The sequence below is a fragment of the Oceanicaulis sp. genome (assembly GCF_965249665.1).
Taxonomy (GTDB): domain Bacteria; phylum Pseudomonadota; class Alphaproteobacteria; order Caulobacterales; family Maricaulaceae; genus Oceanicaulis.
Genome location: NZ_OZ252247.1, coordinates 421,765 through 442,925 on the forward strand (window position 1 = coordinate 421,765; position 21,161 = coordinate 442,925).

The 21,161-nt window shown below is 63.3% G+C and carries 14 protein-coding genes; 7 read left to right on the plus strand and 7 right to left on the minus strand.

What is annotated here, in order from left to right; translation table 11 throughout:
- The first annotated feature begins 126 nt into the window (after positions 1 to 126).
- Entirely contained in the window at positions 127 to 2,721 is a 2,595-nt protein-coding gene (locus ACP154_RS02150) for a bifunctional aspartate kinase/diaminopimelate decarboxylase (protein ID WP_421857287.1), read from the plus strand.
- Positions 2,722 to 2,948: 227 nt separating this feature from the next.
- Here the strand turns inward: ACP154_RS02150 and ACP154_RS02155 are convergent, their stop codons facing one another.
- Positions 2,949 to 3,368 (minus strand): MerR family transcriptional regulator, encoded by a 420-nt coding sequence (locus tag ACP154_RS02155; protein ID WP_421857285.1) that lies wholly within the window; start codon positions 3,366 to 3,368, stop codon positions 2,949 to 2,951.
- A 117-nt stretch (positions 3,369 to 3,485) separates the two neighbouring features.
- Here ACP154_RS02155 and ACP154_RS02160 point away from each other — a divergent pair, with 117 nt between their 5' ends.
- Together ACP154_RS02160 and ACP154_RS02165 are read left to right on the plus strand one after the other, a co-directional pair.
- The gene (locus tag ACP154_RS02160) at positions 3,486 to 3,620 is read left to right on the plus strand and encodes a hypothetical protein (protein WP_421857283.1); all 135 of its coding nucleotides are present in this window, start codon (positions 3,486 to 3,488) and stop codon (positions 3,618 to 3,620) included.
- Between the two features lie 36 nt (positions 3,621 to 3,656).
- Complete coding sequence (locus ACP154_RS02165; RefSeq protein ID WP_421857281.1) at positions 3,657 to 5,675, plus strand: TonB-dependent receptor domain-containing protein; 2,019 nt, start codon at positions 3,657 to 3,659, stop codon at positions 5,673 to 5,675.
- 106 nt (positions 5,676 to 5,781) lie between these two features.
- On the opposite strand, the gene ACP154_RS02170 is transcribed toward ACP154_RS02165, so the two are convergent.
- Complete coding sequence (locus ACP154_RS02170) at positions 5,782 to 7,389, minus strand: alkaline phosphatase (protein WP_421857279.1); 1,608 nt, start codon at positions 7,387 to 7,389, stop codon at positions 5,782 to 5,784.
- A 121-nt stretch (positions 7,390 to 7,510) separates the two neighbouring features.
- Between ACP154_RS02170 and ACP154_RS02175 the strand changes: the two genes are divergently transcribed.
- Positions 7,511 to 8,404, plus strand: coding sequence for a diacylglycerol/lipid kinase family protein (locus ACP154_RS02175; RefSeq protein ID WP_421857277.1), 894 nt, complete (start codon positions 7,511 to 7,513; stop codon positions 8,402 to 8,404).
- A complete protein-coding gene (locus ACP154_RS02180) occupies positions 8,401 to 9,183 on the plus strand; it encodes a metallophosphoesterase family protein (RefSeq protein WP_421857275.1) in 783 nt (260 codons plus the stop codon). The genes ACP154_RS02175 and ACP154_RS02180 overlap by 4 nt, the downstream gene beginning before the upstream one ends.
- Positions 9,184 to 9,254: 71 nt before the next feature.
- Here the strand turns inward: ACP154_RS02180 and ACP154_RS02185 are convergent, their stop codons facing one another.
- Entirely contained in the window at positions 9,255 to 10,934 is a 1,680-nt protein-coding gene (locus tag ACP154_RS02185; protein WP_421857273.1) for a serine hydrolase domain-containing protein, read from the minus strand.
- A gap of 117 nt (positions 10,935 to 11,051) precedes the next feature.
- Positions 11,052 to 13,136, minus strand: coding sequence for a M13 family metallopeptidase (locus tag ACP154_RS02190; protein WP_107711470.1), 2,085 nt, complete (start codon positions 13,134 to 13,136; stop codon positions 11,052 to 11,054).
- A 97-nt stretch (positions 13,137 to 13,233) separates the two neighbouring features.
- On the opposite strand from ACP154_RS02190, the gene ACP154_RS02195 reads away from it, so the two are divergent.
- Positions 13,234 to 13,422 (plus strand): hypothetical protein, encoded by a 189-nt coding sequence (locus ACP154_RS02195; protein ID WP_421857271.1) that lies wholly within the window; start codon positions 13,234 to 13,236, stop codon positions 13,420 to 13,422.
- A gap of 29 nt (positions 13,423 to 13,451) precedes the next feature.
- Here the strand turns inward: ACP154_RS02195 and ACP154_RS02200 are convergent, their stop codons facing one another.
- Genes ACP154_RS02200 through ACP154_RS02210 form a run of 3 tightly spaced genes read right to left on the minus strand, consistent with a single transcriptional unit; the run spans position 13,452 to position 19,402 of the window.
- Positions 13,452 to 16,673, minus strand: a complete 3,222-nt coding sequence (locus tag ACP154_RS02200; RefSeq protein WP_421857269.1) for an efflux RND transporter permease subunit — start codon at positions 16,671 to 16,673, stop codon at positions 13,452 to 13,454.
- A gap of 21 nt (positions 16,674 to 16,694) precedes the next feature.
- A complete protein-coding gene (locus tag ACP154_RS02205; RefSeq protein WP_421857267.1) occupies positions 16,695 to 17,972 on the minus strand; it encodes an efflux RND transporter periplasmic adaptor subunit in 1,278 nt (425 codons plus the stop codon).
- Between the two features lie 47 nt (positions 17,973 to 18,019).
- Positions 18,020 to 19,402: an efflux transporter outer membrane subunit gene (locus ACP154_RS02210; protein WP_421857265.1), complete on the minus strand. Its 1,383-nt coding sequence runs from the start codon at positions 19,400 to 19,402 to the stop codon at positions 18,020 to 18,022.
- Positions 19,403 to 19,604: 202 nt separating this feature from the next.
- Between ACP154_RS02210 and ACP154_RS02215 the strand changes: the two genes are divergently transcribed.
- Positions 19,605 to 21,035: a sensor histidine kinase gene (locus tag ACP154_RS02215; RefSeq protein WP_421857263.1), complete on the plus strand. Its 1,431-nt coding sequence runs from the start codon at positions 19,605 to 19,607 to the stop codon at positions 21,033 to 21,035.
- Positions 21,036 to 21,161: the final 126 nt, after the last annotated feature.

Consider the following 21,161-nt stretch of genomic DNA (forward strand, 5'->3'; position numbering starts at 1 on the left):
CTGGAAATTTCACGCTTGCCCTACGCCATGCCTGGACCGGGGTAAAGAGAACACCGCGAATGAAAACTTTCGCACTGCAGCATGGCGGGCTATGTGGACCCTTGCGTTGTAATTCTGGACGATCCGATGACTGATCAATCCCTGCCTGCCTCCCGTATCTGGACTGTGTTGAAGTTCGGCGGCACCTCTGTGGCCAAGCCGGAAAACTGGGCCGTGATCGCAAAGCTTGCGAAGGCCCGGATCAAACAGGATGCACCGGACGGCAAGGTGCTGATCGTCCATTCGGCCCTGTCCGGCGTCTCCAATCGTCTCGAAGCCCTGCCGGATCAGGCGCTTCTGGGGGATGTCAGCGCCGAGATCGCGGCCATCAAGGCGACCCATCTCGATTTTGCCGAAGCCGCCGCGCTGGACGGGACACGCCTGCTGGCGCCCCATTTTGAGACACTGGACCGGCTGGCCGCCGGCATTGCCCTGGTGCGTGAAGCCAGCCCGCGCGTGCGCGCGGAATTGCTGGCCCTGGGTGAACAAATGGCGAGCGCGCTCGGCATGGAGCGCCTGCGTCAGGAAGGGCTGAGCCCGGTCTCTCTTGATGCGCGTGATGCGCTGACGGCTTCGTCTGACGCCCGGGACGCCAATGGCTATCTGTCCAATTCCGTCATCGAGGGCCTCGATCCGGCGCTTCAGGCGCGCCTGGCAAACGCGGACCTTGTGCTGACCCAGGGCTTTATCGCCCGCAATCGCCATGGCGAGACGGTGTTGCTCGGCCGGGGCGGGTCAGACACCTCGGCGGCGTATTTCGCCAACAAGCTCGAAGCGAAGAAGCTCGAGATCTGGACCGATGTGCCAGGCCTGTTCAGCGCGGATCCGCGCCTGACCGAGGGCGCGCGGCTGTTGCAGGCGCTCTCTTATGACGAGGCGCAGGAAATCGCCACCATGGGCGGCAAGGTGCTGCATCCGCGCTGCATCGGTCCGGCTCGGCGCGCGAGCGTCCCGGTCGAAGTGCGCTCCACCTTGCGGCCTGAACTGGCCGGGACCTTGATCACGTCCGAGCCCGGCGATGACGCGCCGCAACTCAAAGCCGTGTCGGTGAAGACCGGCGTGCGCATAGTCACCATGGAGGGCGCCGGCATGTGGCGGCAGGCGGGCTTCCTCGCCGATGTCTTCGCCTGTTTTAAAGCGTGCGGCGTGTCGGTGGATCTGGTCTCGACCTCTGAAACCAACATCACCGTCAGCCTCGATCCCGACCCCTCACTCGATCAGGCGCGGCTCGACGCCCTGCGCGCCCGGCTTGAGCCGTTCTGCCGGGTGAAAATCATCGAGGACGGCGCGGCAGTCTCGCTTGTGGGGTATGGCGTGCGGCGCATTCTGCACAAGCTCGCCCCGGCGCTTGAGATGTTTCAGGACAAGCCCATCCGGCTGGTCAGCCAGGCCGCCAATGATCTCAATTTCACGGTCGTCGTGGATGAAAGTGAAGGCCGCGCCCTCGCCGCGCGCCTGCATGAAGAGCTGATCGCGCCCGCTCCCTCCGGTCCTGTCTTCGGGCCGAGCTGGGCGGAGCTGAATGAGACCGGCAGCGCCACCCCCCGGCGCCCTGATCCGTGGTGGGTGACCAAGCGTGACCAGCTGATCAGCCTGACCCCGCAAACCGGCGGGCGGTATGTCTATGACCTTGAGACGGTCAAGGCCCGCGCCAGCGCGGTGGCGAACATCAAGAGCGTCAATCGCGCCTTTTACGCCATGAAGGCCAACCCGCATCCCGAGGTGCTGAAAACCATTTTCGCGGCGGGCCTCGGCTTTGAATGCGTGTCGCCGGGCGAGCTGATGCGCCTGAAGGACACCTTCCCCGGCCTCGACCCGAAGAAAGTCCTGTTCACGCCCAATTTCGCCGCGCGCCATGAATACGCTGCTGCGATCGCGCTTGGGACCAACCTCACCATTGACGGCCTGCATCCGCTGACCGAATGGCCGGACATGTTCAAGGGCGCGGAGATCATCCTGCGCATCAATCCCGACCGTCCGCGTGGTCACCACCAGCATGTGCAGACCGCCGGCCCGAAAGCGAAATTCGGCATTCCGCTTGATCAGCTCGACGCCGCCCGCGACGCCGCCGCCAAGGCGGGCGCGAGCGTCATCGGGCTTCACGCCCATGCGGGCTCGGGCGTGGTGGAAGCCAATCACTGGCGCGAAATCGGCGCCATTCTGGCCCGCGCCGCCGAAGGCTTCTCCGACATCCGCATCCTCAATGTGGGCGGGGGCCTGGGCGTGCCTGAAAGCGCCGAAGCGCCTGCGCTCGACCTCTCAGAAGTGGACGCCGAGCTCGCCACGCTCAAACAGGCCCTGCCCGATTATGAAATCTGGATGGAGCCGGGCCGCTATCCGGTGGCCGAAGCCGGCGTGCTCCTGTCCGGCGTCACCCAGGTCAAGCACGCCTTCGGCACCCGCTTTATCGGGCTTGGGACCGGCATGAACTCGCTGATCCGCCCCGCGCTCTATGGCGCCCGCCATGAGATCGTGAACCTCAGCCGCTATGACCAAGAGGGCGCCGGCCTCGCGTCTATCGTCGGCCCGATCTGCGAAAGCGCAGACCTTCTGGGCGCCGACCGGCTGATGCCGGAAACGCAAGAAGGCGATGTCATCGCCATCGCCGAAGCCGGCGCCTATGGCGCGGTCATGGCCAGCCGCTACAATTTGCGAGAGCCAGCGGACGAGGTGGTGATTTAGGGGGGCCAAACCCCTCTTCCCCGGCGCAGGCCGGGCCCCAGAGCCGCAGATTTGGCGTGCTATGATCTCTGGATCCCGGCCTGCGCCGGGAAAGTGGACATGAAAAAAGCCCCGGTCACATCGACCGGGGCGTTTCATTTAAAGACCACGTCAGCTCGAATCTCATGAAGCATGTGGCTGTGTTTCAGGCCAGCACAAGACGCGTTGAGAACATGTCCTGAAAGGCCTTAATCTGTTGTGGCCGCCGTCCGGTCGGCGATGGATTGCAAGACATGGCAGTCGCCGACTCGCCTGTGGCCGCACCCGTCAATGACACGATCGAGTTCGGATTTGAGAGCAGACAATTGACGAATCCGGTCCTCAATCCCGGCGGCATGTCGACGCGCGATCTCATCCACAGCTTGGCAAGGACGATCCGGGTCGGAGGAGAGCTCGAGCAATTCCCGAATGGCTGACAGATCAAATCCCAAAAGCCGCGACTGTCGTATGAAGCCCAGCCTTTCCAGGGCGGCGGCGTCGTAGCGCCGATGACCGCTCTCGGCGCGCTCAGGCGCTGCCAGCAAGCCGTTCTGCTCATAATACCGGATCGTCGTCACCTTGACGCCTGTGCGTCGCGAAAGCTCACCAATGGCGTATGTGCGCGTCATGCAGCTTCACTCTTGTATCTATAGTCACTGTAGATCGTATGTGTCCCTCAGACCTGCCCAAGGCAAGCGGAAAGGGATCAGCGATGTCCGGCTCCTATTGCGCCGAGCAACCCAAATGTGGCGGTGATCGCCGCCGCAGAACTGATGGCGAGCCTGTTCTTGTGGTCCGTCGTGCAGACCATCCGCCAGGCCATCCATGAAATGCGCGAGGACGGCGAAATCCTTCCTCCAACTCGCGACGCGTCTGTCTGACGCCGTCTTGTCTTCCTTCCCAACCGTATGAGATCCATGACCAAGACCCGCCTCTTCGCCCTGTTGTCTTCTACAATCCTTGTCAGCAGCTTTCAGACCGCTTTCGCGCTGGACCCGCAGCACAACGCGCATGACGAACATGATCACCAACATGATGAAGACCACGCTCATGACCACGGACATGGCGATGACGTGATTATCGTTCGCGCCACGCGGACTGGACGAGGCGTTGAAGATCAGCCGGTTCGGGTTGAAGTGATCAATCGCGAAGAGATCGAGGAAAAGGCGATCATGCGGCCCGGCAACATCGCCGTTCTCGTCAACGAGACCGGCGGCGTGCGGGTGCAGGTGACCTCTCCGGCGCTCGGCGCAGGCAACATACGGATGCAAGGCCTTTATGGGCGCTATACCCAGCTGCTTTCCGACGGACTGCCGCTTTACGGCGGGCAGGCCGCGTCCATCGGGCTGCTGCAGATTCCGCCGACTGATCTGGCTCAGGTCGAGGTCATCAAAGGGTCAGCGTCTTCGCTCTATGGCGCTTCGGCGCTCGGCGGCGTGATCAATCTTGTGTCCCGAACACCGAGCGATGCGCCCTATGCCGAAGTCCTGTTCAACACGACCAGCCGTGACGGCCAGGACCTGACCAGTTTCGCCTCGACACCGTTGAACGACCAGCTCGCCGCCTCCCTCACCACCGGCGCACACCGTCAGAGCCTCGTGGACTTCGATGATGACGGCTGGATCGACATGCCGGGATATGAACGATACTCGGCGCGGCCTCGCCTGCACTATGAGGGGGCGGACGGCTCCACGGCCTATCTGACGCTTGGGTTCATGACCGAGCAACGCGATGGCGGGACCCGCGACGGCTTCACGGTTCCAAGCGGCGACCCTTTCCCGCAGAACCAGGACACGACCCGACTGGACCTTGGGCTGACGGCGACGCGCCCGCTCATGGACGCCCTCGACCTCAATCTTCGCGCCGCAGGCATGGTGCAGGATCATGAGCACCGCTTTGGCGATGTCGTAGAAATCGACACCCACGACACGCTCTTGCTGGAAGCCTCGCTGTCGGGTGCGCGTGAACGGACGGACTGGATTCTCGGTCTGGCTTATCAGGCCGACGGATACGACTCCGAGACCTTCCCGGCTTTCAATTACAGCTTCGAGACGCCGGGCGTGTTCGGTCAGATTGACCATGATTTCAGCGACGTGCTCTCAGCGTCGGTGAGCGCTCGCATCGACGATCACAGCGAATACGGGATGCAGACCAGCCCGCGCGTCTCGGTGCTGTACAAGCCGAACAACTGGACCGTTCGCGGCTCATGGGGTCAGGGCTTCTTTGCGCCGACGCCCTTTGTCGAAGCGATAGAAGCGGCGGGACTGTCGAGACTGAAGCCCCTGACGGGGATTGAGGCTGAAACCGCAACGACCACCTCGCTCGATGTGGGCTATCGCGCCGGAGGCTTCGAAACCGGAGTGACCGTGTTCGCCTCGGACGTTGACGGGGTTACACGTCTCGCTCCGTTCGCAACGACGCCGGGCGGACCTCTGGACGCCGTCCGTCTGATCAACACCGACGGCGAGACCCGAATCCGGGGCGGCGAACTGCTGATGCGCTATTACTGGCGCGACTTCAAAGTCACGGGCAGCTACCTCTATCTCGACGCTAGCGAGCCAAATCCGGAAGCGCCGGGACGCCGCGAGCTGCCGCTCACCCCGGAGCACTCGGCGGGCTTTGTCGCCATGTGGGAGCGTCATGGGCAGGGGCGCGTCGGCTTCGAGGCCTATTACACTGGCGAGCAAGCCCTCTATGACAACCCCTACCGCAGCGAAAGCGAGCCATACTGGCATCTGGGGCTGCTAGGCGAAATCGTACTCGGCTCCACAAGCCTGTTCATCAATTTCGAAAACCTGCTCGATGTGCGTCAAAGCGATCAGGATTCCATCCTGAGACCCACACGTGCGCTTGATGGACAGTGGACGACGGACATCTGGCAGAACACGGACGGGTTCATCATCAATGGCGGCGTCCGGTTTCGTTTTGGAGGGTGATGGGACTGTCCCACGCTGCCGTCTGACAAGCGATCAAGCCGATAAACCCCAACAAAAAAGCCCCGGTCACATCGACCGGGGCTTTTCGTGTCAGGACTGAAGCGACCTAGTCGTCATCATCCTCACCCTCGTCTTCATCGGCGTCGTCATCCGCCTCGATCATGGCGGCGGTGGCGCTCCAGCCATACGCATGGGTGATGACGTGATGGAGGGTGTGTTGCTCCATCGTGCCGTCCACCAGGTGCGCCCAGGGGCCGACGGCGAAGGCGATCACGTCATCACCGGAATGGGTTTCTGAGCCCATGGGGATCGCCACTTCCTGACGATAATCGGGATCGAGCACCTGCTCTTGCGTCAGCGGTTCCGCATCAGCCCCGCGCGGACGCAGGACCGCCCCGTTATGATAGCCCAGCGTGGTGTAGGGCCGTCCGTCCTGTGCGGGCAGCGGCGGGGTGGGCGCATCGGTCAGGTTCGGAGCCGGCGGATGCACCAGACCCAGGATCGGATTGCCCCGGCGCGGATAGCCCGCAATGGTGAACACATGGCCATGGTCAGAGGTGACGAGGATCAGGGTGTCGTCAAGATCCACCAGGCCTTCAGCGGTCTCCACCGCCTCGGCGAAGGCCAGCGCGTCATTGAGGGCGCGGGCGGCGTTGGTGCCGTGATGGGCATGGTCCACACGGCCCGCTTCCACCATCAGGTAATAGCCGTCTTCATCCTGTGACAGGCGCTCAATGGCGAATGCGGTCAACTCGGCCAGGGAGGGTTCTTCCGCCGGATCGCGATCGAGCTCATAGCTGAGGTGAGAGCGGGTGAAGAGGCCCAGAACCGGCGCGTCATCCTGCGCGTCCAGCGCCCGGAAGCTGTCAGCATCCTCCACATACACACCCCCCAGATCAGACCAGGCGGCGGTCAGATCGCGATCCTGACGCTGGCCGCCCTGATCCGCGGTGACGAAAGCCGCCCGTCCGCCGCCCAAGGCGACCTCCAGACCATCGCCATAGGCCGCAGCTTCGCGCGTCCCGATCAGCTGCGCGGCGATATCGGTGCAGCCCGCCGCCACGGCATCGGCGGGCAGGCTCGCATCGCTCTCCCAGTTCCGGCTGGTGATATGGGCATAGGCGGTGGCGGGCGTGGCGTGGGTCAGGCGCGCAGAAGAGACGATGCCGGTGGACAGGCCGCGCGCTTCCGCCATCTCGACGAGGGTTTGCGGAACCGGGCCGCCCTGGCAGGGCTCAAGGGTGTCGCGCGCATAGACCGAGATCGCGCCCGAATGGGTTTTCACGCCCGTGTGGATCGCGGTGGCTGTGGCCGCACTGTCAGGCACCTGGGCGTTTTCAGAATAGGTCTTGATCAGCGCCGTATGGCCCCAGCGTTCAAACGGCAGATAGTTTTCCTCGCCGGTCTCGCCGCGGTTCTGGCCGTCCAGAATGCGCGTGGCGGTGATAGTCGCCGGGCTCATCCCGTCGGCGATGAACACGATCACATTGCGAGCCTGGCCTTCCCGGCGGGGACGGTTCAACCGGTCCAGGATTTCAGACTGGGCCAATGTGCGCCAGTCCGCGCCCGGACCGTCAAATTCGGCCGGCGCCGCGACGGCCTCAGGCGCCGCATCATCGCGGCCCGACCAGTCGATATCAGATTGGACGGTCACGGTCTGGCAGGCGGCGAGCGTCAGGGCGCTGGCAGAGAAAAGAGCGGCGCGGATGATCATGATGGATCCCTCATCTAACTTGCGCGTTGGTTTAACGCGAGATTGTGACGGATCAAAGCATCTCGCCTGACTTCCCCGCGCCCATAGCCCAGGGTGAGCTCTCTCGAAGGAGTGCAGACGTTTGAAATCCTTGTCGCTTGTGCTGAACGCCCATTCCGGAACCACGCGTGAACTGGGCAAGGACAAAGTTCTGGAAGCGGTCACGCGTTCCGCCGACTGGGCCAAGGTGATCGTACATGACTGCGAAGACGGCTTTGAGGCGTGCATCCATCAAGCCTGCACGGCAGAGTCTGACTATATCGCCGTGGCGGGCGGGGACGGCACAGCCGCGGCGGTGCTTAACGAGCTGGTGCGCACCCAGTGCAAAACCCCGGTGATCGCCCTGCCGCTCGGAACAGCCAATCTTCTGCCCAAACGGCTTTATGGCGACCGCTCCATCGAGACCATTCTGAGAGAAGCGCCTGATTACCCCATCGAGCCGCTGCATGCCGGCGAGGTGGAGGGGAATCTGTTTTTTTGCGCCTTGATGGCGGGTTTCCCCGTGCGCGTGGGGCAAGCGCGCGAAGCCCTGCGGCCTGACGCAGACGGCCGTCAGCCGCTGCGCGCCCTCTCCCGCCTGCGCCAGGCGCTTCGTGCGTTCCTGAAGACCCGCCTGCGCCTGACGCTGGATGATGACGAAGTGCGCAAGCTGAGCCGCGCCAATGCGTTGATGACCATTCCCGGCGGCGCGGTGACGATGATCCATGGCGCGCGGCCGGGCGAGGAGGTGCTCGAGCACATTTTCACCCATACCGATGACGTGTCCGACGCCCTGGGCGCCCTGACCGCATTTTTGAGCGAGATGCTGAATTTGGGCGAGCTCGCGCCCCAACGCTCCTATGAATGCGCCGTGCTGGATGGACCCTCCAAGGTGACCGTGATGCTGGATGGCGAAACCTTGACCCTGAAAACACCGCTGCGCATCACACTCAGACCCAACGCCGCCCTGTTCGCCGCTCCGGAGGCTGACGCATGACCCGACTGGCCCAGATTTCTGACCTGCATTTCGGGGCTGAATCCCCCGGACTGCCCGAGGCGCTGCTGGACAGCCTGTCGGCGCTGAAGCCCGACGCGGTGATCGCCTCAGGTGATTTCACCCAGTATGGCCGCCGACGGGAATTTGACGCCGCCCGAGATTTCTTCAGCGCCATTGATGCGCCTGTCATCGCCGCGCCAGGCAATCATGACACGCCCTATCTCAATCTCGCCGCCCGTGTCGCCGCGCCCTGGGCGCGGTTTGAAAAGCGGCTTGGCCAGGGCGTCACGCCCAGCTGGCGCTCCGCAAAAGCGGCGGTGGAATCCTTTCTCACCGCGCGGGGGCTTCAGGCCCAGTTCGACTGGTCGCTGGGCCGGGCCAATCCCAAGCACGCCGCGAAGATCGCTCAGTCGCTGTCAGACTTTCACGGTCTCAAAGTGGTCGCCGCCCATCATCCGCTGGTGGCGCCGGGCGGTTTGACCGGCCGGGCCAAGACCCATGGCGGGCGTGAGGCGGCCGAGGTGTTCGTTCAGTCCGGCGTGGACCTGGTGGTGACCGGGCATCTGCACCAGGTGTTCGCCCTGCCCCAGCGCCGCCCGGACGGCAAGGCGTGCTGGTTTGTCGGCGCCGGCACGGCGCTGTCTCACCGCACACGCGGCGAACCGCCCAGCTTCAACCTCTTTGACAACACGCTTGAAGGGCTCAGCCTCACCGTCTACGCGGCGCAGGATGGCGAAAACCGCTTCGCCCCGGTCAAAACCCAGGCGTTGCACAGCTAGAGCGTCATCGGAACACAAAGCCCCGGACGCGACGCGCCCGGGGCCCAGTGCGTTCAAGGCGCGTCAGACGCTTAATCGGTGACACGCTCCGCCAGGATTTCCTGACCGCTCTGCTGCAGCGTCACAGACGGCGCCGGCGCCCCGGAGGAGAAGATCAGGCGCGCATCGACACCGGACACAAGAAACACGGTTTCGCTGATGGCGTTGATGGCGATTGGACCCTGACCTGTGAGCTGGGCTTCCAAGGCGCCGGTCCCGGCGAACCGGATCTCGAGCACCGCAGCCCCCAGCGCGTATGCGCCCACATAGGCTTCAAGCGTGCTGGCGGGAAGCGCGATGACCTCCGGCTCTTCCGGCACAGGACCGGACCAGAGCGCGGGTTCCGCCTCACTGGCGCCTTGCTGGTGCATGTTCATCTGAGACGTCCCATCAGCTGATGAGACGATCTCGAACCAGGTCAGACTGTTCGGACCATAGAAAAACCGGTTGTCGCCCGCATGAAAGACTTCGCTGGCGCTGCCGCCAGAACGCAGCGTGTAAAGCTGACCGTCACGGGCGAAGAACTGGCGCGTATCCTCTGTGCCTTCGATCGCATAAACCCCGTAAAGATCTTCAAGGCTCGCCAGATCGATCTCGACGGTTTCAAACAGCGGATAGGGATCGTTCAGCGCATAGCTGGCCAGACGCCGCATCAAGACGCCCGCATCGAGCGGCGGCTGATCTGAATTGACCAGCACGGTGACGAACACAGCGTCGTCCGGCACATAGACGCTGTCCGTGTTGAACCCGAAAATCCCGCCGCTATGACCGATGGCGGATCGACCGCGCACATCATCCAGAGACAGGCCGAAGCCGTAAGGAATAGCCGTGCCGTCCGCCATCTCGGTTGGCGTCGTCATTTGCTGATACAGCGCCGGTGAAACGATCTCTCCGCCATGAAGCGCGTCCAGCCAAAGCGTCAGGTCTTGCGTGTTTGCGACCAGCCCCCCTGCGGCGTGCGGCACGCTCATATGGATGGAGGTCGAGGGTTCGACCGCACCCGCGTCATTGACCGTGTAGCCGGTGGCCATGCTTGCCGCGCTCGCGCTATCCTCGCCATAGCGCAGGGTTTCCAGGCCCAGCGGATCCGCGATGCGCGCCTTGATGGCTTCGTGCCAGGCTTGGCCGGTCTTCATCTCGATGATGGCGCCCAGCAGAACATAGCCTGAATTGTTATAGGCATAGGTCTCGCCCGGAGCGTTCGGAGACGGAAGGCCGGAGAATTCGGCGATCAGCGCATCGGTCGTATAGGCCCTGTTGGTGTTGGCTTCGACCATCCAGCCGGGAATGCTGGTGTAGGACTGGATGCCGGAGGTGTGATTGAGCAGCTGGCGCACCGTCGCGCTGGCGCCCGGCTCGTCAAAGCCCTCAAACAGGTCGCCGATCGTGTCGTCAAGAGACAGTGCGCCTTCATCCACCAGCTGCAAGATCACCGCAGCGGTGAACTGTTTGGTGATGGAGGCCAGACGAAATACAGTGTCCGGGGTCACGGCCTCGCCCGTTTCCAGATTGGCCAATCCGGCCCCGCGCGCATAGACGATCTCGCCGTCTTGACGCACCAGAACCGAAACGCCCGTCGTTTGCGCCGTCCAGTGCGCGTCAATCAAAGCGTCGGCCTGGTCGGCCCAGTCCGGCGCTTGGGCGAAACCTGCATTGAAGCCCGCCCCCATAAGGGCGACGGCGGAGAGTCCGGCACGGAACATATTGGGCATTCGTCTCTTCCTTCTCTCAGGGCGTGCTCCAGGCTCGCCCTGCCCGATCTGGGGCAAAAAGAACCCCGGGCGGCGAACCACCCGGGGTCGTCAGTCATAAAGATGCACGATGTGCGATCACCAGATGCGCACGCGTTGTTCCGGCGGCAGATAGAGCTCGTGCTCTTCGGTGACGCCGAACGCGTCGTACCAGGCGTCCAGATTGCGCACGACGCCATTGATGCGGTAGCGCGGCGGGCTGTGCGGACCTTGCACCAGCTGAGCGCGCAGGGCGTCATCGGTGTAGAGGTTCCGCCAGACTTGCGCCCAGCCCAGGAAGAAGCGCTGGTCGCCGGTCAGACCGTCGATCACCGGCGCTTCGCCGCCATAGACTTCGTCCACATATTGACGCCAGGCGGTGTAAGCCATTTGCAGGCCGCCCAGATCGCCGATGTTTTCGCCCATGCTCAACCGGCCGGACACGCACATGCCGTCGATGGGGCAGAAGCCGTCATACTGCTCGGCGAGCACGGAGGAGCGCTCTTCAAAGCGGCTATTGGTCTCTTCGGTCCACCAGTCGCGCAGACGGCCTTCAGAGTCATACCGGCGGCCGTTATCGTCAAAGCCGTGACCGATTTCGTGGCCGATCACGCCGCCAATGCCGCCAAAGTTCAGCGCCGGGTCGGCGTTGGGGTCAAAGAACGGCGCCTGCAGAATGCCGGCGGGGAAGGTGATCTGGTTTTGCAGCGGGCTGTAGCTGGCGTTGACGATTTGCGGCGGCCAGCTCCACTCGCGCGGATCAACAGGATTGGCCAGATCTTCCAGCTGCTCCGCCCAGCCGCGTTCGGCCATGCTCACCCGATTGCCGAAATAGTCATCGGCGGAGATTTCCAGGCCGTCATAGGTGTCCCAGATTTCCGGATAGCCAATGCGCGGCTCAAAGGTGGACAGCTTGGTCAGCGCCTGTTCGCGCGTCTCGTCATCCATCCATTCCAGTTGCTCGAGGCGACCGCGGAAGGCCACCGTCAAACGGTTGACCAGGTCTTCCATCTGGGTTTTCGAGCTCGGCGGGAAGTGACGCTCCACATAGATCTGGCCCACGGCATGGCCCAGCGCGCCGCCCACAAGGTTCACGCCCCGGCGATCGCGCGGACGCTGTTCGGTCTGACCGCGCAGGGTCTGGCCGAAGAACTCAAAACTCGCCTGATCAAACGCGGACGGCAGCCAGGAGGCGCGGTCGGAGATGAAATGGAAGGTCATCCACGCCTTGATGGTGTCGATATCGGTCTCGGCGAAGATCGCGGAGGTCTGCTCAATGGCGGTGGGCTGCACCACGATCAGGTTTTCAACGTCCAGACCCAGCGATTGCGCGCCTTCAGAGAAGTTGAAGGACGGCGCCAGCGCGTCCAGCTCGTCCATGGTCATGACATTGTAGGTCAGGGTCACATCGCGGCTGTCTTCGCGGGTCCAGTGCGCCTCGGCGATGCGGGTTTCCAGCGCCAGAATGGCGTCGGCGTTGGCTTCCCCGTTTTCAAGACCGGCCAGTTCATGCAGGCGGATGATGTAGGTGCGATAGGCGTCGCGATATTGCTGGAAGCGCTCGGTGTCCTCGAGATAATAGTCGCGATTGCCAAGCCCCAGACCGCCCTGGAACAGACGCAGCGCATTGACGGTCGGGTCGGACGGATCCGCCCAGACCGCAAAGCCATAAGGCGATTGATGGTGGATCGAGTTGAACAGGGCCGCCGCATCATCCAGCGTTTCGACCGCATCGATTTCAGCCAGATACGGCTGCAACGGGGCGACGCCCGCCGCTTCGATGGCGTCCGCATTCATCCACGAGGCGTACAGATCGCCCACCAGCTGGCTGTTGGAGCCGGCTTCACCGCCTTGAGCCGCGGCGTCATCAATGATCGCCTGAACCTGTTCTTCCGCTTCCAGCGCCAGGATCGAGAAGGTGCCAAAGCGAGAAAACTCGCCTGGAATCTCGGTTTCCGTCAGCCAGGTCCCGTTGGCGTACTGATTGAAGTCGTCGCCGGGATGAACCTGTGTGTTCATGCCGTCCACGTCAAAACCAAACGTGCCATAAACCGGCGCGGCGGCGGTTTCGGTCGAGGCGGCGACCTCCTGGCCAGCGTTTGAATCAGCAGACGTGTCGGTCGGACCGCACGCCGCAAGACTGAGCACGGCGAGCGCCGAGCATGACAAAAGCAATTGTTTCATATGGTTTCCCCTTGGTCGTCATAGCTGACGCCTGCCCGGCGCACCGGACAATGTCAGAATTGTGGCACACACTCATGGTCGAGTAGGTGGATGACAAGTGAAATTGCTGAAAGATGCGACTAAGCCCATGAAAAAGCCCGGCGCCGAGGCGCCGGGCTTCAACGGTTTCAATCCAAGGCTGGTCTACCAGATCGAAACGCGTCTCCTGTTCGGCAAACGGATTGTCGGTCCGTTTCGTGAGGATCAGGCGTGCGAACAGCCAGACAGTGTCGCGCGGGGCCTGTGAGGCAGAGCCCCGCGCGACCGTCAGACGGGTTACTCAGCCGGAGCCGCACCCTCTTCGGGATGCCCGACATCAACCCCGTCCGGGCCTGAGTCATGACCGATATAGCTGTCGCCGATCCGCGGCTGCTTCTCGCCGGTCCACAGACCTTTGAAGAAGCGGCCGATATCCGCGCCGATCGCATAGAGCGCCGGCACCATCAGCAAGGTCAGGAACAGGGCGAAGATCACCGCGAAGCCCAGCGAGATCACCATCGGCTTGAGGAACTGCGCCGCAGTGGAGCGTTCCGCAATCATCGGCAGGATGCCGATAAATGTGGTGACCGTCGTCAGCAGGATCGGACGGAAGCGCTGCACGCCTGCATCCACCAGGGCTTGCATGGCCCCCACGCCGCGATCGCGCAGCCGGTTCACGAAGTCCACCAGCACCAGGTTGTCGTTGATCACGATCCCGGCCGCCGCCCCGATGCCGAACATCGAGAACAGCGCGAAGGGCTCGCCCAGGATCAGGTGACCGAACACCGCCCCGGCATAGGCCATGGGGATGGCGGTCATGATCATGATGGGCTGGGCGTAGGACTTAAAGGCCACCGCCAGCAGGACATACATCATCACCAGCATCATCAGCTGATACTGAATGACTTCGGCCAGGAACTGGGCTTCGCCCTCCGCCTCGCCAATGGCGCCGGTGGAGATGCCCGGATAGCGCTCTTCCCATTGCGGGAAGAACTCTTCCTGCAGCTCCTCACGGATGCTGGCCGCCGCGTCATTATCGGTCAGCTCGGCGCTGACCGTCACGGTGCGCTGGCGCTCGCGGCGGCGGATCTGGTTGATCCCCGGCGCAAACTCGGCGTCGACCACAGCCGCCAGCGGCACTTCGCGGCCGTCATTGGTGCGGATGCGCAGATTGTTCACCGCATCCAGGCTGTTGCGAGCCTCGCGGGGATAGCGGACCATCACCCGCACATCCTCGCCGTCCCGCGGCAAGCGCTGGACTTCATAGCCGTAGAACGCCTGGCCCACCTGACGGGTCACATCCGCCAGCGTCAGGCCCAGCGCCCGGGCGTCGGGACGCAGGGTCAGGCGCAGCTCGTCAGCAGAGGATTGCAGATTGTCGACGATGTCATAGGTGGTCTCAAACGTCGCCAGATGCTGGCGCAGCTCCGCCGCCGCCGACCGCAAAACGTCCAGATCAGGGTGGTTGATGGCGAACTGAATGGCCGGACCATTATCGTTCAGCGTCGCTTCGAACCGGATCTCCTCGGCGTCCGGCACCGGACCCAGCGCATCACGCAGACGCTGAGCCACATCCGCCGTCGGGATCCGTCCCGGACGATTTTCCGGCGGAGCGATGTTGATCCAGGCCCGTACCGCACCATCGGTGGCGAGGGTGGAGCGCGAGCGGATCATGTCAATCTCGTCCGGGAACTCCTCACGATAGGCCTGCTGAACTTCCAGCTCGGCCTCGTCCAGCCGTGCGCGGATTTCATCGGTGCGCGACCAGGGCGTGCCTTCAGCCAGCTGAATGTTGACCCGGATCAGATCGCTTTCGATTTCCGGCATGAAGGCGGACTTCACATAGCCGTTCATCTGCAGCGCGATCGCCAGGCCGAACACCCCGATGAAGAACGTCAAGGTGGCGTAGCGCAAGCGGATCGCGGTCGCCAGAAGCGGGGCGTACACTGCGTGCGCAAAGCCCAGCAGGCTGTCAGCGATCATCGCCTGGAATTTCAGGAACGGTCCGAAGAACCCATCCGTGCGTTGCGGTTTGATGTGCGCCAGGTGCGCCGGCAGGATCAGCAGCGATTCAATGAGCGAGAAGCTCAGCGCCGCGATGATCACCAGCGAGATCTGGCGGGTGAACTGAACCTCAGGTCCGGACAGCATCATCCAGGGCGCGAACGCCATCATGGTGGTGATGACGGCGAACACCACGGGTTTGGCCACCATCTGGGCGCCCACAACCGCAGCGGTCAGCCCCTGCTCCCCCCGTTCCACACGGGCGTGAATGTTCTCACCCACGATAATGGCGTCATCAACCACCACGCCGATTACGATCAGGAAGGCGAACAGCGACAGGAAGTTCAGCGTCAGCCCGATCATCGGCAGCACCAGGAAGGCGCCGGCGAAAGCGGTCGCAATACCGATCGTCACCCAGAAGGCCACGATGGGTCGCAGGAAGAGCACCAGAATGCCCAGCACCAGCACCAGACCCAGCAAGGCCGAGGAGCCAATCACCTGCAATTGCGAATTGAACTGGTCCGCACCATCCCACCAGACCGACAATTGTACGGTGGAGGGCAGTTCGGTGTTCTTACGCTCGAGATACTCCTTCATGGCGTTGGAGACATCGATAATGTCCGAGCTGCCGGTGGAGCGGATCGCGATGATCACCATCTGCTCGCCATCGAACGTGGCGTTCAGATTGGCGTCCACCAGACCGTCAATCACGGTCGCCACATCACCCACGCGGACCACGCCGCCATCGGGGGTCTGACGCACGATGATGTTTTCAAAATCGTAGGCGGTGTCCGCCAGTTCACGCGAGGCGATGCGCACATCGCCGAGATCTGTCCGAACCGAGCCGGCAGAGGTGTTGATGGAGGTGCTGGCGATCGCCTGAGCGATTTCGGCGAAGCCAACGCCATACCGGCGCATGTCTTCCTCAGACACTTCGATGGCGACCTCCTCGCCCAACGTGCCCATGATCTCGACCAGAGAGGCGCCGGGGATGGTGGAGGAAATCTCGTTGCGAATTTCACGGGCGATCCGTTGCAGATCGCGGCGTTCAATCTGACCATGCAAGGCGAAGCCGGCGATCTGGTCGGAGTTCTGCCAGCGTGAAACCTGCGGGCGATAGGATTCGCGCGGCAGATTGTTGATGGAGTCCACGCGCAGCTTGATTTCGTCAATGAAGGCAGAGGCTTCCTGGCTGGGCAGACCGGACACATAGACCGAGCCTGAGCCTTCGCGAGCGACAGCGGACAATTCGTCCACACCATCGAGATCACTCAGCGCTTCCTCGATGCGCACGATGATCTGCTCTTCAATCTCCTGGGGCGACGCGCCCGGCCAGGCGACCGAGATCGACGCGCCAGGGAAGACGGCGCCGGGATTGTTCTCCCGCTGCATGGAGAAATACCCCACAACGCCGCCGATCAGCGCGATCAGCATCAAAAGGTTGGCGGCCACCGAATTCTTGGCCCACCAGGCCAGGATGCCGGTGTGTTGGTCATGTTCAGGATTATGAACCATGATCGTTCTCCTCAATCCTGATTAGTTGGCCCGAGACGCGGTGGTGGTCTGTTCAACCATCGCATCCGTGGCGGGTTCATCTTCGGACTCGTCTTCCGCGTTCGGCTCGGGGTCGAGCGGATCGCCATTGGCGTCCAGCGCGCGCACCAGCATGCCGTCAGCTGCGCCGCGGAGCGGCGAGGTGACGATGCGGTCGCCCGGCTCAATGCCAGTCGTCACAACAACACGCTCGGCGGTGGTGTCGATCACCGTCACGCGATGGATGGCCAGCGTGCCGTCCCGCTGGGCCACGAAGACCTGGTCAGCGCCGCGCAAGGCGCTGCGCGGCAGCACAATGGCGTTGTCCAGTTCGCGACCGTCAATCTGGGCGGTGACGAACAGGCCCACGGCCAACGGGGCGCCGGCGGATTCAGCCGCTTGCCCGTAAGGGTCTTCAACTTCGATGATGGCGCTCATGGTGCGGGTCTGCGGGTCGATGGCGCTTTCAGAGCGCACCAGCAGACCTTCCCAATTGCGCAGCTGACCGGCCACGTTCGCGCTCAGATGCGCCGGACGGCCCGGATTGGCCTCATTGGCCTGAAACGCCAGCGGCAGGTTCAGGGTCGCCAGCTCCGCGTTCGTCAGCGGCAGACGCACCTGCACCCGATTGGTGGCGAAGACGCGGCCCAGCCGTGCGCCCGGGCCCACATACTGGCCCAGATCCGCAGACTTCGTGCGCACACGGCCTTCAAACGGAGCGGTGATGCGCGTGCGGCTCAGATTGAGCCGGGCTTCATCCAGAGTGGCCTGGGCCGAGGCCAGCTGGGCGCGGGCTTCAGCCATTTGCGGTTCACGCAAGGTCAGCGCGCTGGCTTCGCCCTCACCCAGAGAGGCCCATTCCTCGCGGGCGAGCTCGGCCTCGGCTTCTTCGCGCACCAGCGCCTGACGGCTCTGGGCGACCAGGGCTTCGGCGCGGGTGACAGCCAGGCGATAATCGGCGTCTTCCAGACGAACGAGCACTTCGCCCGCTTCAAAGAAACCGCCATCCACGAAATTGGGGTTTACATAGGTGATCCGGCCCGACACTTGCGCCGTCAGGTCAATCTCGGTGAGCGGGGTGACCTCGCCCTGGGTGGTGACCGACAATTGCACCGGGCTCAGCTGGGCTTCGGTGACGAAGACCGCAGACGGCCGCGCGACGACTTCCGCGCGCTCCGCCTGCGGCGCAGCCGCCGCCAACACGATGTACAGAAGGATGAAGGCGACCAGCACCGCGACCGGCAACCCCAAAATCAACAAACGACCTACAAACTTGCTCATGACCAACCTCTTTTATCCCCTGACCGGTATGCCGGTCTTATGATGTCCTAGTTATCGATATTGGATGCAGTAACGCCGCCGGCGGCGCGAAAATCGCCCGCTATGGCCAGATGCAGCGCGATCCGGTTATCCACCCGGTCATTGCGCGCTGTGATGAGTTGCGATTGCGCGGAGATCTGTCGCGTCTGCGCGTCAATCAGTTCAAAAATCGTCGACAGCCCAGAGGCGTACTGACGCTCGACCAGCGCCAGAGCTTCACGGGCTTCATCCGCCGCCACGGTGAGGGCCTGAACACGCTGATCCAGACGGCGATCCGCCTCGATCGCGTCCTCCGCTTCACGCAGCGCCGTCAGCGTGGTGCTTACCAGCCGGGCGGAGAGCTGCTCGGCCTGAGCGTCAGCCTGATCGCGTTGCGCACGCAGGCGGCCGCCCTGGAAGATCGGCGCGGTGATAGACCCTGCGACGGTGCGGACCAGATCGTCAAAGTCGAGCGCATCGGCCAGATCCGCCCCGCCATCACCCAGGCTGGCTCGCAGGCTCAGACCGGGATAGAGCGCTTTTTGCGCCGCTGAAGCGGAAAAGCCCGCCGCCGCCAGACGCGCCTGCGCCGCCACCACGTCAGGGCGGCGGGACAGCATGGCTTCAGGGCGCCCCGGATTGGGCAATGCGCCCAGCGTCGGCAGATCTTCAGCCGGCAGGATCTGGGCGGAGGGATACCGACCCAGATTGACCTCGAGCGCCCGCGCTGCGTTGGAGACCGCCCGCAGTCGAGAAGCCAGCGTGGCCTCAGAGGAGGCCAGCGCTGAGCGCGCGGTGCGCACGTCCGAGGAGCGGACAACGCCGCGCTGGAAGCGACGCTCGACGATTTCAAGCTGATTGGTGCGCGTCTCGACATCGGCCTGGGCCAGCGCGGCCTGCTGGCTGGCGCCGATCAGGGCGTACCAGGACCGCGCCACAGAAGCGGCGATCGACAACCGGGCCCCGTACCAGTCTGCGCGAGCGGCGTCAGCGGTCAGCGCGCCGGATCGGGCCTGATCGCTCAACCTCCCCCAGACATCCGCCTGCCAGCTGGCTTCCAGGCCGGACGACCAACCGGTGCTGCCCGGCGTCTGATCAGAATACCCGCCCGAGGCGTCCAGGGACGGCAAACGCGCCGCGCCCGAAACCCTGGCTCCGGCTTGGGCCGCCTCAAAATTGGCGAGCGCCGCAGCGACGGTCGGGTTGGCGTCGAGCGCTTCAGACACCAAAGCCTGCAAAACTGGATCCTCAAACGCCGCCACCCAGTCAGACGCGGACGCATCCATCTGTGACGGAATGGCAGAAAACGTTTCAGGAGAAACGACAAGGTCAGATGCGCCAGGCGTGACGACGCTGGCGCAAGCGCCCAGCAGCAAAGGCGCAAAAAACGGTGAAATACGCAAAAGGGACACGGGCCCTCCCCCGAACAAAAAGTACAAAACCTGAATTGCACCCTATAAGCGCGCTCTCGAAAGTCAATCAAAGATTATCGAAAATCGCTAAAAATTTCTCGAATTACAAAAAATTTAGGCGGGGTCCGCCCTGTCGCGACGGGCTGAAACCATAAAACAAGGAGGGTTTCCGAGGTGTCACATTCCCGTGCTACGTAAGGGCATGGCTGATGACCGCTCCTCCTCTCAAAAGCGCCTCAAGGGTGACCGTCCGCGGCGGCGTGACATCGCCCTGACGGCGTCCATCGGACTCAGCATCATGCTGGTTCTGACAATGGCGGGCGAGCTGTCGGCCGGCGCTTTTCTGGGCGGCGCGCTGGCCTTTATCGCCTTGGGTTTCATCTACTATTTGACCGCACTGACCACGGCCGAACCCAATCCTCGCCCTATGGCGGTGAACGCGCCGCGCGACCTTGAGGGCGAAGCCAGCGTCACCATGCTGGAGCGTTTGCCCATCCCGGTTCTATTGATCGGCGCGGGCGGGCGAATCGAACGCGCCAATCCCGCCGCCCGTACATTTCTGGGGCTGGGCGCGGAACGGGGGTTGCTGTCCACCGTGTTGCGACAGCCGCGCGTTCTGGAAGCGGTGAGCGCAGCCCTGCGGGGCGATCGCGGAGCGACGGTCGAATATTCCACCCTGGCGCCGCTGGAAAGCCATGTGCGCGCCTTTGTGGAGCCGATCCGCCTGTCCGCGCCCGGTCCGATGCCGTTTCGCGCCATGCTCGTGCTGGCTGACGACACCAACTCCAAACGCGCGGAACGAATGCGCGCGGACTTTCTGGCCAACGCCAGTCATGAATTGCGCACCCCGCTCGCCTCGCTGGCGGGTTTCATCGAGACCCTGTCCGGCCCCGCTCGCGATGATGAAGAGGCGCGCGACCGCTTCCTGGGGATCATGACGGTTCAGACCGAGCGCATGCGACGCCTGATCAATGACCTGCTGTCGCTCAGCCGGGTTGAGATGAACGAGCATATGCCCCCCACCGGTCAGGTGGACCTCAATGCGCTGACCGCCGATGTGGCCGAAGCCCTGGCGCCTGTGGCGACACGGCGCAACATCACCCTCAAGCTTGCGGAAGCTGACAGCGAGAGCGCGCCGGTGCGCGGCGATCGTGATCAATTGTATGAAGTGATCGAAAACCTGGTGCAGAACGCCATCAAGTATTCGCCGGACGGCTCACAGGTGGACATTAGCGTCAATCATGGCGTCTCTCGCGATGCCGCCGAGCATCTGGGCGCGCGGATCGATCCTGAATCCGGCCGACTGACGCTGACCGCTCCTGCGCTGGACCCTGACGCCCGCTTTGGCGTGGTGCGCGTTCAGGATCAGGGCGGCGGTATTGAACGGCGTTATCTGCCGCGCCTGGCGGAACGCTTTTTCCGCGTCGACGGACAGAAAAGCGGGCCGTCTTCGGGCACCGGGCTGGGTCTGGCCATCGTCAAGCACATCGTCAACCGCCATCGTGGCGGCTTCACCGTTGAAAGCGCGCCCGAGACCGGGTCCGTGTTCACGGTGTTTTTCCCGGTGGCGACCAGCGCCAACACCGCGACGCAACCGGACCTTCACCGTACGGAAGACAGCGCGGCGCAATAGGCTGACCGCCTGCGTCACGAAACTGTCATCATACCTTCATATTGAATTGATCGATCCCGACCATGTTCCCGGATCAATCAGTCTGAACAGGGTCTGATCCGCTGTCGTGCGGACCGATGCCTTACC